General features: G+C 74.9%; 12 protein-coding genes. 6 read left to right on the forward strand and 6 right to left on the reverse strand.

Annotation, left to right across the window (positions count from 1 at the left end):
- Positions 1-63: 63 nt before the first annotated feature.
- The 3 genes from GJV82_RS05865 to GJV82_RS05875 all read right to left on the reverse strand — a co-directional run bounded on the left by GJV82_RS05865 (position 64) and on the right by GJV82_RS05875 (position 3,400).
- The gene (locus GJV82_RS05865; protein WP_155098586.1) at positions 64-1,155 is read right to left on the reverse strand and encodes a linear amide C-N hydrolase; all 1,092 of its coding nucleotides are present in this window, start codon (positions 1,153-1,155) and stop codon (positions 64-66) included.
- Between the two features lie 624 nt (positions 1,156-1,779).
- Positions 1,780-2,340, reverse strand: a complete 561-nt coding sequence (locus tag GJV82_RS05870; RefSeq protein ID WP_155098587.1) for a phosphoribosyltransferase — start codon at positions 2,338-2,340, stop codon at positions 1,780-1,782.
- Positions 2,341-2,434: 94 nt separating this feature from the next.
- Complete coding sequence (locus tag GJV82_RS05875) at positions 2,435-3,400, reverse strand: FKBP-type peptidyl-prolyl cis-trans isomerase (RefSeq protein ID WP_318657332.1); 966 nt, start codon at positions 3,398-3,400, stop codon at positions 2,435-2,437.
- Positions 3,401-3,623: 223 nt separating this feature from the next.
- On the opposite strand from GJV82_RS05875, the gene GJV82_RS05880 reads away from it, so the two are divergent.
- From GJV82_RS05880 to GJV82_RS05890, 3 genes are all read left to right on the forward strand, one after another.
- The gene (locus GJV82_RS05880) at positions 3,624-3,929 is read left to right on the forward strand and encodes a hypothetical protein (RefSeq protein WP_024839263.1); all 306 of its coding nucleotides are present in this window, start codon (positions 3,624-3,626) and stop codon (positions 3,927-3,929) included.
- A 19-nt stretch (positions 3,930-3,948) separates the two neighbouring features.
- Positions 3,949-4,803, forward strand: a complete 855-nt coding sequence (locus tag GJV82_RS05885; protein WP_318657333.1) for an alpha/beta hydrolase — start codon at positions 3,949-3,951, stop codon at positions 4,801-4,803.
- Between the two features lie 144 nt (positions 4,804-4,947).
- A complete protein-coding gene (locus tag GJV82_RS05890; protein ID WP_318657334.1) occupies positions 4,948-5,736 on the forward strand; it encodes an alpha/beta fold hydrolase in 789 nt (262 codons plus the stop codon).
- A gap of 65 nt (positions 5,737-5,801) precedes the next feature.
- Here GJV82_RS05890 and GJV82_RS05895 read toward each other — a convergent pair whose 3' ends face one another.
- Both GJV82_RS05895 and GJV82_RS05900 read right to left on the reverse strand, forming a co-directional pair.
- The gene (locus tag GJV82_RS05895) at positions 5,802-6,251 is read right to left on the reverse strand and encodes a hypothetical protein (RefSeq protein WP_115942933.1); all 450 of its coding nucleotides are present in this window, start codon (positions 6,249-6,251) and stop codon (positions 5,802-5,804) included.
- A gap of 3 nt (positions 6,252-6,254) precedes the next feature.
- The gene (locus GJV82_RS05900) at positions 6,255-7,685 is read right to left on the reverse strand and encodes a coiled-coil domain-containing protein (RefSeq protein ID WP_024839259.1); all 1,431 of its coding nucleotides are present in this window, start codon (positions 7,683-7,685) and stop codon (positions 6,255-6,257) included.
- A 369-nt stretch (positions 7,686-8,054) separates the two neighbouring features.
- On the opposite strand from GJV82_RS05900, the gene GJV82_RS05905 reads away from it, so the two are divergent.
- Genes GJV82_RS05905 through GJV82_RS05915 form a run of 3 tightly spaced genes read left to right on the forward strand, consistent with a single transcriptional unit; the run spans position 8,055 to position 11,253 of the window.
- Positions 8,055-9,254, forward strand: a complete 1,200-nt coding sequence (locus GJV82_RS05905; protein ID WP_155098588.1) for a hypothetical protein — start codon at positions 8,055-8,057, stop codon at positions 9,252-9,254.
- The gene (locus GJV82_RS05910) at positions 9,251-10,279 is read left to right on the forward strand and encodes a hypothetical protein (protein ID WP_024839257.1); all 1,029 of its coding nucleotides are present in this window, start codon (positions 9,251-9,253) and stop codon (positions 10,277-10,279) included. The genes GJV82_RS05905 and GJV82_RS05910 overlap by 4 nt, the downstream gene beginning before the upstream one ends.
- Before the next feature lie 20 nt (positions 10,280-10,299).
- Complete coding sequence (locus GJV82_RS05915; RefSeq protein WP_155098589.1) at positions 10,300-11,253, forward strand: tetratricopeptide repeat protein; 954 nt, start codon at positions 10,300-10,302, stop codon at positions 11,251-11,253.
- 83 nt (positions 11,254-11,336) lie between these two features.
- On the opposite strand, the gene glgB is transcribed toward GJV82_RS05915, so the two are convergent.
- Positions 11,337-13,562, reverse strand: coding sequence for a 1,4-alpha-glucan branching protein GlgB (gene glgB, locus GJV82_RS05920; protein WP_155098590.1), 2,226 nt, complete (start codon positions 13,560-13,562; stop codon positions 11,337-11,339).
- Positions 13,563-13,566 lie beyond the last annotated feature (4 nt).

The raw sequence follows: 13,566 nt of genomic DNA on the forward strand, positions 1-13,566 counted from the left end.
TGTCGCGGTCCGGGCCTTGTCGTGTCGGCTCGGCGACGGCCCCGGTGGTGGGGCCGTCGCGCGTCACGCAGCCTGGTCCTTCTTCTTGCCCACGAGGCTCTGCACGGCCTGGGCGACCGCCGCGAACTCGTCCTGCTTGCGGGCGACGAGCTCGAGGGCCTCGGTGCCGGTGGCCAGCACCTCCCGGCCCACCTCGCCGACATCCGCGAAGTGGTGGCTCGCGTTGCCCGAGAGGCCGCCCTCGAGCGCGAGTCGTCCCACCAGGTCGAGCTTGAGGACCTTGGTGCCCTCGTTGAAGCTCAGATCGGCGAAGTCCACCCACACGATGTTCGGCCGGGTGGTGGACTCGTAGGCGTAGCGCTTGTTCGTGAGGTCGAGCACGACCTGCCAGATGGTCTGCGACGCGTCCGGCTTGCCCTCCTCCGGCGTGCGGAACGGCTGCGCGGCGTTGCGGATGATGCTGAACATCGCCGACATCGCCTCGATCTGGGTCTTCGGCTGCTTCTGGTGCGCCACGTAGAACGAGGCGCGCGCGAAGCGGTCGCTGGCCAGCGTCGAGCCGGGGAGCGGCTTGTCCCCGCCGAGGCCCTCGACCTGCGTGACGAGCTCGAGCTGCTTGTCGAACGTGGGGGAGTTGGTCATGACCTGGTACTCGCGGCCGTGGTAGACCTTCGGCGTGCCGTCCGTGTACTCGATGATCGCGGAGTCGCCGGTCGCGTCGTCGATCGCCAGGTGCAGCGTGGGGACCAGGTGCCCGGTCGGGTCGAAGAGCTGGGCGATCTGCACCTGCGACTCCTTCGTCCAGGCGACCGCCTCCGCCACCGTCGCGAAGTTGTCGAGGTAGTACTGCAGCCACACCGCCTGGCTGAGCTGCGTGGCGTCGGCCGCCGGCTTGCCGTAGTCGGACTCCGCCAGCCACAGGATGTGGCCCGCGAACCCTTCCTCGTTCATGCCGTCGGTCGCGATCAGGTCGAACGCCGTCGCGACGACGCTCCCGTACTTCGCTCTCCAGGTCAGGTTGCCGTGGACACCGTCGGAGCGCTCGATGCCGCGGGGGTATTTCCAGAGGTTGGTGAGCAGGTCCATGTGGAAATCCATGTTTCGGCCGACGATGACGGCACCATTGGCATCAGGCCAGACAACTCGTGTGCACATGAGCGCTGCACATCCTCTCGTCAATGTGAGCCCGCCTGAGTCCGCGAGGACCCGCAGGCTCTTTGGAGGCTATCCGGCCTGCGCCGAACGCGACGGACAAGGAGATGAATTCACCCCGGTGATCCACCCGGGCGTCACCCCGTGCGTCACCCGTCCGTCGGGGCGCGTCGGCGCGCCACGACGCCCGGGACGGGTGGCACGTCCCCTTCCTGAGGAGACGTCCGCGACCGGGTCTCCTCCGGATCCGAACTGCCGGGACGGGCGTACAGACGGCAATTGTCCGACCGCATTGCAGGCTCCGGAACAACGCGTCCTCGTGGCGTCGGGCGGGGCCCGTGCCGGTGGCGAAGAATGCGCGGGGCCGCCCGCTGCGGCGCCTTTCTTACGGCACGAGGAACTGTGCCAGCAGACGGTGGAAGGCGTCCGGGTGCTCGACCGCCGGGACGTGCCCGCACCGCCTCAGGACGTGCAGCCGGACCTCGGACAGGTGATCGAGGAACGGCAGCGCCGCGGTCCGCGGTGGCCGGACGGCCGGGGGAGCGCCTGTCGGTGACGGTCGACCTGGACCGTGCGCACCTCTTCGACGCCGGCACGGGCCTGGCGCTGTCCGGCGCAGGGCCGCGCCTAGTCGTTCGGTCGCGCCTGCGCGCCCGCGACCGGCGGATCGGCCGACCACGGGAACGTGATCCACAGGTCGGTGTCCTTCCACGAGTAGTCCGGCTGGATGATCGTGCGCGGCTTCGTGTAGAGCACCGCGGAGCGCGCCTCGGCGCCGTGCGCGCTGAGCATCTCCATGACGAGGGCGAGCGTGCGGCCCGAGTCCGCGACGTCGTCGACCACGAGCACGTGCGCGCCCGGCAGGTCGGACGTGTCCATGAGCGGGGGCAGCACGCGCGGGTCCGTGAGGGTCTGGCCGATGTCGGTGTAGAACTCGACGTTGAGCGTCCCGACGCCCTTGGTGCCGAGCGCGTACGCGACCGCGCCGCCCGGCAGGAGCCCGCCGCGCGCGACCGCGACGACGACCTCGGGGCGGAACCCGCTCGCGACGACCTGCTCGGCGAGCTCGCGCGCGGCGACGCCGAACGTCTCCCACGTGAGCACCTCGCGCTCGGGCGGGACGCCCGCGCTCGTGGCGGTGACGTCGTCGGGCACGGAGGGGACCGGGGTCGTGGAGGCGTCCGTCATGCGTCGAGCCTACGTCGGCCTGCTCGCGCGCCCCGTCACCGGACGCGACGAGGGCCGCACCCCGGGTCAGGGTGCGGCCCTCGTCGCGGCGACGTCAGTACGCCGCGAGGATGTCCACGACGAAGACGAGCGTCTCGTTCTGGAGCTCGTGGCCCTCGCTCGCGCCGTAGCCGAGCGACGGCGGGATGACGAGGAGCACCTGGCTCCCGACGGTCTGCCCCGACAGGCCCTGCGTCCAGCCGGCGACGACGCCGCTCAGGGGGAAGGTCGACGGCTCGCCGCGGTCCCAGGACGAGTCGAACTTCTCGCCGTCGAGCTTCCAGCCGGTGTAGTGCGCGATGACGGTCTGGTCCTCGGTGACCTCCGGGCCGCTGCCCTTGATGAGCGGCTGCACGACGAGCTCCGTCGGAGCGGTGTAGCCCTCGGGGATCTCGATCGACGGCATGCCCGCGCCGTCGAGCGTGACGACCGGGAGGCCGTCCGCCGGCGTCACGGCCTCGCCCTCGGCGCGGTCCGGCACGTCCGCGGGGTCGGGAGCGACCGGGGCGTCGCGGACCGCGGTGGCCTCGGCCACGGTGAGCACGGCGGTGCCGTCCTGGCCGGGGGCCGCGAACAGGAAGCGCGTGCCGACCTTCTTGCCGACGAGCACGTCGAGGAGCTGCGGGTACACCTGGTCGTCGAGGACGATCGGCTGGGCGGAGTCGTCCTCCCACGTCGAGCCGAGCTTCGACGCGTCGGCACCGGAGTACGCCGCCTGGTGCAGCGTGACCTCCTGGCCCTTGGCGATCTCGTCCCCGTCGCCGTCCCCGAGGGACAGCGCGACGGCACCGGAGACCTCGAGCGGCGCCTCGAACTCCACCGTCGGCTCGGCGCCCGGGTCGCCCGAGACCGTCACGGCCTCGAGCGCCGCGACGTCCTCCGGCGACGACGTGGCGTCGTCGGTCTCGGACGCACTCGGCGACGTCTCGTCACCGGATCCGTCCTCCGACGAGCAGCCGGACAGGACGAGGGCGGCGCCCAGGGTGAGCGCGGCGACGCCGCGCAGGGTGCGGTGCTTCACGAGGGGGTCCTTCGGGTCGGTGGGACGGCGCGGGGCCGTCGGGTCTGGGCCGCACCCGCACGACGGCGGTCGGGCGGTGTCCCGGGTCGGGGAGCCTCGCTGCCGAGTGCCGGGTGCAGCACCGGCGCGGACACTCTAGCGGTCCCGCCTGGGCACCCGCTGGGAGCGGTCGGCGGGCCGGGCACTCGCGGGCGGGTGCGGCGACCCGGGGGAGAATGGGCGCATGCCGTCCCGTCGACCGTCCCGCAAGCGACCCTGGGGCGCGGAGCCCGCGCCCCTCGACCTCGACCGCGCCCTCGGCGGCGCACGGCGCGAGTCCGGGGCCGACGGCGAGTGGCAGGTGCGCACGGTGCGCGGCGGGACCAAGACCTACCTGTGCCCGGGCTGCAACCAGGAGATCCCGCCGGGCACCGGCCACGTGGTGGCCTGGCAGGACGACTCGTTCTTCGGCGCCGAGACGGCGCTCGACCACCGCCGCCACTGGCACACGTCGTGCTGGCAGGCGCGCGGGCGGCGCCGCCCGCGCTGAACGAACTAGGCTCGGCCCGGTGAGCACCGCACCCGATCCCGCGACCACCGGCGCCGACGCGTCGGGACCGACCCCGATCCGCTCGCTGACGGTCCTGCCCGCGCGGCGCGAGGACGTCGAGCTGCACACGGCGGACGGGCTCACGCTCGTCGGCGAGCTCGCGCTCCCCGCCGACCGCGACCCCGTCGCGACGCTCGTCACGCTGCACCCGCTGCCCACGCACGGCGGCTACATGGACTCCCACGTGTACCGCAAGGCCGCGTGGCGCCTGCCCGCGCTCGCCGACCTCGCGGTGCTGCGCTTCAACACGCGCGGGACGTCGTCGCCGCGCGGGACGAGCGAGGGCGCGTTCGACGGCGGCGAGGCCGAGCGCTTCGACGTCGCCGCGGCGATCGAGTTCGCCGAGTTCCACGACCTCCCGCACCCGTGGCTCGTCGGGTGGTCGTTCGGCACCGAGCTCGCGCTCAAGCACGGCGCGGACCCCGCGGTCGAGGGCGCGATCCTGCTCTCGCCGCCGCTGCACCGCGCGACCGACGAGGACCTCGACCGCTGGGACGCGTTCGGCAAGCCGCTCGTGGTGCTCGTGCCCGAGCTCGACGACTACCTGCGCCCCGACGAGGCGCGGCGCCGCTTCGCGCGCGTGCGGAACGCCGAGGTGATCGGGGTCGACGGCGCGAAGCACCTGTGGGTGGGGGAGTCGTCGGTGCGGCGCGTGCTCGACGAGATCGTCGGGCATGTCCGGCCCGGGTTCCCGCTGCCGCTGCCGACCGAGTGGTCCGGGGACGGCCCCGCGGCCGCGACCGCCGACCGCGACACCGCCGACACCGACCAGGCGAGCTACGACGCGAGCCGCGGCGACGGCGTCGCCGACTGACGCCGCGGCCCCCACCGGCCGACGCCGCCGCCCCACCGACGACGCGCCCGCGCCCGCGAGTGCGTCCCCCTCCTCCGGCGGACGCGCGGCGGGCGTGGGAGCGTGGGAGGACCCCTGGCACGAGCACGACCCGAGGAGGACGACGTGACGACGGCACCGCTCGAGACCTACACCCTGCGCGAGGGGTACGGGACCCCGCTCGTGCTGCTGCACGGCTTCCCGCTGGACCATCGCATGTGGGCCGACGTGGCCGCGGCGCTCCCGGGCGAGCCCACCGTCGTCGCGGTCGACCTGCCGGGGCTCGGCGCGAGCCCGCTCACCGGCAAGCCCCCGTCGATCGAGGCGTCGGCCGACGCGACCGCCGCCGCCCTCACCGCCGCGGGCATCACGCGCGCTGTCGTGGCGGGCCTGTCGATGGGCGGGTACGTCGCGCTGGCGCTCGCGGAGCGGCACGCGAGCCTCGTCGCCGGTCTCGGCCTCGTCGACACGAAGTCGACCGCGGACACCGACGACGCGCGTGCGAACCGCCTGCGCATCGCCGACGAGGCCGAGCGGTCGCAGACGGTCGACGCCGTGCTCGGCATGCCGGGCGCGATGCTCGGCGAGACGAGCAAAACCGCGCGCAAGCCGCTCACGGCGCGGGTCGAGGAGTGGATCCGCGGGCAGCGTCCCGACGGCGTCGCGTGGTCGCAGCGCGCCATGGCGTCCCGGCCCGACCGCACGCACGTCCTCGAGGGGTTCGCGGGCCCGGTCGCCGTCGTCGTGGGGGAGGAGGACGTGATCACGCCCGTCGGCGAGGCCGAGCACATGGCCGCGGCCGCCGCGTCCGCGCAGCTCGTCCAGGTCCCCGGGGTGGGTCACCTCAGCGCGGTCGAGGACCCCGCGGCGGTGGCCGACGCCCTGGCGGACGTGCTCGCACGCGCCGCCGTCTGACGCGCGCCGCCGTCTGACGCGCGCCGCCGTCCGGAGCGCGCGGCGCCTCCCAGCGGGCAGTGCCGTCAGGCGCCGTCGAGCACGAGCGCGAGCGCGTCCGCGAGGTCGATCGACTCGCCGTCGCGGCCGCCCTTGCCCAGGACGAGGGGCGGGTCGGAGGGTTCGACGCTCACGCCGCGGAGCCGGCCGAGCACGCTGCCGGGGACGCTCAGCACGTAGAACTCCCCGTCCTCGCCGACCGCGACGCTGCGGTTGCGGCGCAGGTACCAGCCCGTGAGCGGGGTCCGGTAGGTGGTGCTCCCGTCGAACGAGCGCGCCCGCAGCGGCTCGGGCGCCAGGCCGCGCTCGCGCGCCCGGGCCACGAAGTCCGCGAGGAGCGCGCGGGCCGCCGCGCTCTCGCGGGCCCGCTGCCGGTCGAGCTCACGCTGCTGGTGCGCGGCGGCCTCGGTCCGCTGCCGACGCCAGTCGTCGGCAGCGGACCCGGAGCGGCCCGAGGGGTCCGCTGCCGGTGCCACGGGTCAGGCCGGCGCCGGGGCGTCGGACTCGGCGTCCGCGTCCGCGTCGACCGGGCTCGCCGGACGCCGCTTGCTCGACGTGCCCGAGCCGGCGGGCTGCGCCGGCTCCTCCGCGACGACCGGGAACTCCGCGGTCATGAGCGTCGCGGCGCGGGCCTGCTGCGCGGGCGTGCCGGCGGGGACCGCCGCCTTCTTGACCGGTGCCTTCGCCTCGGCGTCGCCGCCGCCGAGGAGGCCGCGCAGCTCGTCGAGGTACGTGTTGATCGAGTCGTGCTGGCGCGTGAGGTCCTCGAGCTGGCGCTGCGCGACGTTGCGCTGCTGCTCGGCCTCCGCCTTCGCGTCCGACACGGTCTGCTCCGCGAACGCGCGCGCCTCGGCGACGATCTGGTCGGCGTTGCGGCGGGCCGTCGACATGAGGTCCTTGACGTAGGCGTCGGACTCCGAGCGGACCTTCTCCGCCTGCTCGAGCGCGAGCGCGACGCGCTTCTCCGCCTCGGCGGCGTGCTCCTCGGCGGTCGAGACGAGCTTCTCCGTCTCCGCCTTGGCGGCCGCGTGGCGCTCCGCGTTCTCGCGCTCCGCCTCCTCGCGGCGGCGGACGACCTCGAGCTCGGCGTCGGCGAGGGCGGTGCGGGCCTGGTCGCGCAGCTGCTCCATCTCCGACGTCACGGCGTTGGCCGCCTCGGTCGCCTTGCGCTGGGCCTCGTCCACCTGGCGCTGCGCCTCGCGGCGCGCGTTCTCGAGCATCTCGGCGGACTCGCGCTCCGCGGCCTCGCGCTGGGCGGCGGTCTCCGCGGCGACGCGGGCGCGCAGCTCCGCGGCCTCGCGCTCGGTCGTCACGCGCAGCTCGGTCGTCTCGCGCTCGACCGTCGCCCGCATCGTGCCGAGCTCGCGCTCGAGCGACGCGCGGCGCTCGCTCTCCTCCGTGGCGATCGCGCTCTGGATGCGCGCGGCCTCGCGCTCGGCGGAGCCCACGAGCTCCTCGGCGCGGCGCTGCGCGCTCAGCAGCGTGCCCTCGGCCTCGGACGCGCTCGTGGACCGGATCTCCTCGGCCTCGAGGCGCGCGCTGTTGAGGAGCTCGGCGACCTCGTTCTCGGCGCGAGAGCGCACCTGGCCCGCGGAGAGCTTCGCGCGCGCCATGATGTCGGCCGCCTGCGAGTTCGCCTGGGAGAGGATGTCCGCCGACTGCTCCTCCGCCGAGCGCAGGAGCTGCTCGATGCGCGAGCCGAGGCCCGCGTAGGACGGGCGGTCCGCCTCGCGGAGCTGGCGCTGGGCGTCGGCGAGCTCGCTCGTGAGCTGCATGGCGCGGGCGTCGGCGGCCTCGACGCGCGCCCGCGCGTCCTCCACCGCCTTCTCCAGCTTCGCGAGCTGTGCCTCGACCTGGACGCGGTCGTAGCCGCGCATCGTGATGGGGAAGAGCGTGCGCTCGTCGGACACGTCGATGACCTCCGGTGCTGGTTCGTCGCGGCTTCCACCGCCGGGCGGCGTCTCCCCTCCTGGGGAAGGAGGGCGCGGCGCACGTGCCACGGCCCCGCCGTGCTGCGACCAGGATACGGGGGACTCGCGGGCCTGGGTACCCGCGTCGGGCCAGGTGAGGCGATGGTCGCACCCCTGCGCGAGGGGCTTCCCGGCCGGTGGGTGCGCGCACCGCGCCGACGAGTTTCGTGCGCGGGTCGCCGACGACGATGAGACCGCCGCGGGAGGGCTCCGTGAACGGTTCGTGAGGATCCGCGCCCGGTCCCTCTCGGTCGATCCACGAGGGGTTTCGCACCTATCCTGGAACGTCGGTCGACGAAGGGAAGCTCGGTGCTGCAACGAATCATCGCTGCCCTCCTGGTGGTAGGAGGGCTCGTCGCCATCGGCCTCGGTGTCGCGTCCGCCACGGTGTGGCGTGACAGCGACACGGCCGTGGCGACGACGGCGTACACGGGGGACGGCACGCTGCTCGTCACCGAGCCCGGGGTGCTCGACCTCGTCGCCGAGGACGTGACGATCCGTGCCACGGCGCCCGGCGAGCAGCAGGTCACCCTCGCGATCGGGCGCGAGGTGGACGTCACGGGCTGGGTCGGCGAGCAGGCGCACGGCGTGGTCACCGGCCTCGCCGACTGGGACACGCTCGCGACGCGCGCCGTCGAGGCCGCTCCCGCGGAGCCGGCCGAGGGCGAGGAGCCCGCCGAGGGCGAGACGCCCGAGGGCGAGGAGACGCCCGCGGACGAGGAGACGCCCGCGGGCGAGGGGACGCCCGCGGACGGGGAGACGCCCGCGGACGAGGAGGCCCCCGCCGCGGGCGAGGCCGCCGAGGCGCCCGTCGTCGGTCTCGACCCCGCCGGCTCGGACATGTGGTTCGAGGAGTCCAGCGGCGCCGGCTCGGCGAGCCTGCGCTGGTCCGACCAGCCCGGGCGCTGGCAGCTCCTCGCGGCCGGCGTGGGCGAGGGCGCGGTCGCCCCGACGCTCGAGCTCTCCTGGCCGCGCGAGGTCGAGACGCCGTTCCTGTGGCCCGGCGTCGTCGGCGGCGTGGTCCTCCTCCTGCTCGGCCTCGGCATCGGCGCGGCCAGCTTCCGACCCTCGCGCCGCGCAGGCTCGGGCCGCGGCTCCGCGACGTCGTCGACCCCGGTCGTGGCACCGGCTGCCGCGCCCGTCGAGGACGAGGGGAACGGCGCCGAGGCGCCGACCGACACCGCGCAGGTCCGGATGCTCACGCGCCGCGAGCTCCGCGAGCGCGAGGAGGCCGAGCGGCTCGCGCAGCAGCAGGCCCGCGGGCAGAAGCCCCGCCGCGCGTGGCTCACGGGCCAGATCCCGATCGTGGCGCGCGGCGAGCGCCGCCCCCGGACGGCGGCGCAGCCGACCGTCGACGCGGCCGCCGGCCACCCCACGGCCCAGGACAGCGCGAGCACGCGCGCGGACGCGTGGCGCCGTGCGTGGGGCTTCACGCCGGGCGGCACCGCGGCGGGGACGACCGCCGAGCCGCAGGGCGACCCGGACGAGACGAAGGACAGCACCCGATGACCCGCACCACCCGCGGCACGGCTCGCGCGCGCCGTCACCTCGCCGGGGTGTCCGGCGGCCTGGTCGGCGCGCTCCTGCTCGCCGCCTGCTCCTCGCCCCTGCCGACCCCGCAGCCCGACCCCACGCAGGACCCGCCGCCGCCGGTCCTCACCGAGACGCAGGAGACGGTCGTCCTCGACGCGGTGGCGTCGGCGCTCGCGGCGGCGAGCGAGACGAACGACCCCGCGGGGCTCGACGCCCGGGTGACGGGACCCGCGCTCGCGATCCGGACGAGCCAGCTCGCCGTGGCCGCCGCGCGCGGCAACGCGGACCTCGTGACCGAGCTCCCGACCGAGGCGCAGCAGGTCGTCATCCCGACGACCCAGACCTGGCCGCGCACGTCGTACGCCGTGAGCGTCCAGCCCGAGAGCCTGCAGACTCCGCGCCTGTCGGTCCTCGAGCAGGGCGCCGCGCGCCAGAACTACCGGCTCTGGGCGTGGGTGCGCCTGCTCCCCGGCGTGACGATGCCGAGCTTCGCCGACCCGAGCATCGGGAGCGAGGCGGTCGCGCCCGACGACTCGAGCCTCCTCGTCACGCCGACGGACGCCGTCGCGCAGTACGCGGACGTGCTCAACCTCGGGACGGGCTCCGGGTTCGCCGAGACGTTCGAGGACGACTCGTTCCGCACCCTGCTCGCCGAGCGCGCGCAGGCCTGGACGACGGCGCTCGAGCCGGCGGCCGGGAAGTACGCGCTGACGTTCACGCCGAACCCCGACGAGCAGGTCCGGGCCGTGCGCACCGCGGACGGCGGCGCGCTCGTCGTGGGCGCGATGACGTCGCAGGAGTCGATGACCGCCGAGGAGGGCGCGCAGGTCCCGCCGGACACGGAGACCATCAAGGCGCTCTACGGCGACAAGACGCCGACGAACGTGCTCAAGGTCGGGTACGTCGACGTCGTGGCGCTCTACGTGCCGCCGGCCGGGTCGGAGGAGAAGATCCGCGTCGTGGGCAACGAGCACGTCGCGACGTCGGTCGCGAACTCCTGACGCTCCGTAGGATTGCGACCATGAGCGAACCCACTCAGCAGCCCGCGTTCGACGTGCGCGGAGCGGTCGACCTCTCCGCGCTGACCCGGCCGCAGTCCCCGCCTCCCGGTGAGGAGGGCGGCGCGCCCGCCGCGGGCGGGTACGTCGTCGACGTCACCGAGGAGTCGTTCGGCCAGCTCGTCCAGGACTCGACGCAGTACCCGGTCGTCGTCCTGCTCTGGATCCCGACGGACCAGGCGAACGCCCAGCTCGGCACCGAGCTCGGCGCGCTCGCGGACGAGTACGCCGGGCGCTTCCTCCTCGCGCGCGTGGACGCGCAGACGTACCCGCAGATCGCGGCGGCGTTCCAGGTCCAGGGCGTGCCGACCGTCGTCGCCGTGCTCCAGGGGCAGCCCGTCCCGCTGTTCCAGGGCGCGGCGCCCGCGGAGCAGGTGCGCGCGGTCCTCGACCAGGTCCTGCAGGCCGCGGAGGCGAACGGCGTCACGGGCCGGGCCCCGGCCCGCGGGGGCGACGGCGAGCCCGAGGCCGCTGCCGCGCCGGCGCCGGAGCCCGAGCCCGAGCTCCCGCCGCTGCACCAGGAGGCGTACGACGCGATCGAGCGCGACGACCTCGACGCCGCCGTCGCCGCCTACGAGAAGGCGATCAAGCAGGACCCGCGGGACGCGCTCGCGGTCGCGGGCCTCGCGCAGGTCCGCCTCCTGCAGCGCACGCGCGACGCCGACCTCGCGGCCGTGCGCGCCGCCGCCGCCGACGCGCCCGGCGACGTCGACGCGCAGCTCGCGATCGCTGACCTCGACCTGCTCGGCGGGCACGTCGACGACGCGCTCGGGCGCCTGCTCGACCTCCTGCCCGGTGCGGACGCGGACGCGAAGGAGAAGCTGCGCGTGCGCCTCCTCGACTACTTCGAGATCGTCGGCACGACGGACCCGCGCGTCGCCAAGGCGCGCCAGCGTCTCGCGATCAGCCTCTACTGAGCGACACCCGGCGTCCCCGGGCACGCACGACCGCGGCCGGCCACCCTGCGGGGTGACCGGCCGCCGTCGTGCGCGCGGGCGCGTCAGGCCGGGACGAGGTAGAGCGCGCCGAGCGGGGGGACCCGCAGGGTCGTCGACCAGGCGCGGCCCTTCCACGGCACGGGCTCGGCCTCGACCTCGCCGAGGTTGCCGACCCCGGAGCCGCCGTAGGCCTCGGCGTCGGTGTTGAGCACCTCGCGCCACGCGCCGCCCGCCGGGAGCGCGACGCGGTAGCCCTCGTGCGGCGTCCCGGCGAAGTTCACGACGACCGCGACCTCGCCGCCGTCGCGGCTGCGGCGCAGGAACGCGAGGACGTTGTGGTCGGCGTCGTCGGCGTCGAGCCACTCGAACCCGGCGGGGTCGTGGTCGAGCTCCCACAGCGCCGGGGTCGCGCGGTAGAGCGCGTTGAGGTCGCGCACGGCGCGCTGCACGCCCTGCCGCCCGGGGTCGGCCGCGAGGCCGTCCCAGTCGAGCGAGCGGCCCTCGTTCCACTCGGAGTGCTGGCCGATCTCGCTGCCCATGAAGAGCAGCTGCTTGCCGGGGTGGGCCCACTGGTAGGCGAGGAACGCGCGCACGCCGGCGCGCTTCTGCCAGTCGTCGCCGGGCATCTTGCCGTAGAGCGAGCCCTTGCCGTGCACGACCTCGTCGTGGCTGATGGGCAGCACGAACTGCTCGGAGTACGCGTACACCATCGAGAACGTGATCTCGTGGTGGTGGTAGCGCCGGTTGATGGGCTCCTCCGCGACGTAGCGCAGGGAGTCGTTCATCCAGCCCATGTTCCACTTGAGCCCGAACCCGAGCCCGCCCGCCGACGTGGGGCGCGTGACGCCCGGCCAGGCCGTGGACTCCTCGGCGATCATCATGACGCCGGGCGTGCGCCGGTACGCGGTGGCGTTCGCCTCCTGGAGGAACGCGATCGCCTCGAGGTTCTCGCGCCCGCCGTGCACGTTGGGGTGCCACTGCCCGGGCCCGCGCGAGTAGTCGAGGTAGAGCATGGAGGCGACGGCGTCGACGCGCAGCGCGTCGACGTGGAACTCCTCGAGCCAGTACGTCGCGTTGGCGACGAGGAAGTTGCGGACCTCGTTGCGCCCGAAGTCGAAGACGTACGTGCCCCAGTCGGGCTGCTCGCCGCGCAAGGGGTCGGCGTGCTCGTAGCACGGTGTGCCGTCGAACCGGGCGAGGGCCCACTCGTCGCGCGGGAAGTGCGCGGGCACCCAGTCGACGACGACGCCGATCCCGGCCGCGTGCAGGCGGTCGACGAGGTAGCGGAAGTCGTCGGGGTGGCCGAATCGTGACGTCGGCGCGTAGTAGCCCGTGACCTGGTAGCCCCACGACCCGCCGAACGGGTGCTCGGCGACGGGCAGCAGCTCGACGTGCGTGAAGCCCTGCTCGACGACGTACGCCGTGAGCTGCTCCGCGAGGTCGCGGTAGGACAGGCCCTGGCGCCACGAGCCGAGGTGCACCTCGTAGATGCTCAGCGGCTGCGTGTGCGGGTCGTGCGCCGCGCGCTCGGCGAGCCACGCGTCGTCGGTCCACGTGAACTGCGACTCGACGACGACGCTCGCCGTCGCGGGCGGCACCTCGGTCGCCTTGGCGAGCGGGTCCGCCTTCTGCCGCCACGACCCGTCGGGGCCGAGGATCTCGTACTTGTAGCGCGCGCCCGCGCGGACACCGGGGACGAACAGCTCCCAGACGCCGCTGGAGCCGAGCGAGCGCATCGGGTGCGTCGCGCCCCAGCCGTTGAAGTCGCCGATGACGCGGACCGCGCGCGCGTTGGGCGCCCAGACCGCGAACGCGGTGCCCGTGGTGTCGCCGAGCGCGCTGGGGTAGGTGCGCACGTTCGCGCCGAGCGCGCGCCACAGCTCCTCGTGCCGGCCCTCCCGGATGAGGTGCAGGTCCACCTCGCCGAGAGTCGGCAGGAAGCGGTAGGGGTCGTCGGCGGTCGTGGCCTCGTGGCCGTAGCGCGCCCGGACGCGGTAGTCGGGGGCGTGCCGGGTGCCGTCGGGGTCCTGGTGCACCGGGACGACGGCGGCCCAGACCCCGTCCTGCTCGTGCGCGGCCGCGTGCTCGCCGTCGGTCGTGACGACGACGACCTCGTCGGCGAGGGGGCGCAGGACCCGGACGACGGCGCGCGCGTCGTCGGAGTCGGGCGCCAGGTGCGGGCCGAGCACGGCGTGCGGGTCGAACGTGCGTCCGGCCGCCGCCGCGGCGAGCGTGTCCGGCGGCACGACGACGGGGAGTGGGGTGGGGGAGGCGGCGGACCCGGTCATGGGG

The sequence above is a fragment of the Cellulosimicrobium composti genome (genome assembly GCF_009711085.1).
Taxonomy (GTDB): Bacteria; Actinomycetota; Actinomycetes; order Actinomycetales; family Cellulomonadaceae; genus Cellulosimicrobium; species Cellulosimicrobium composti.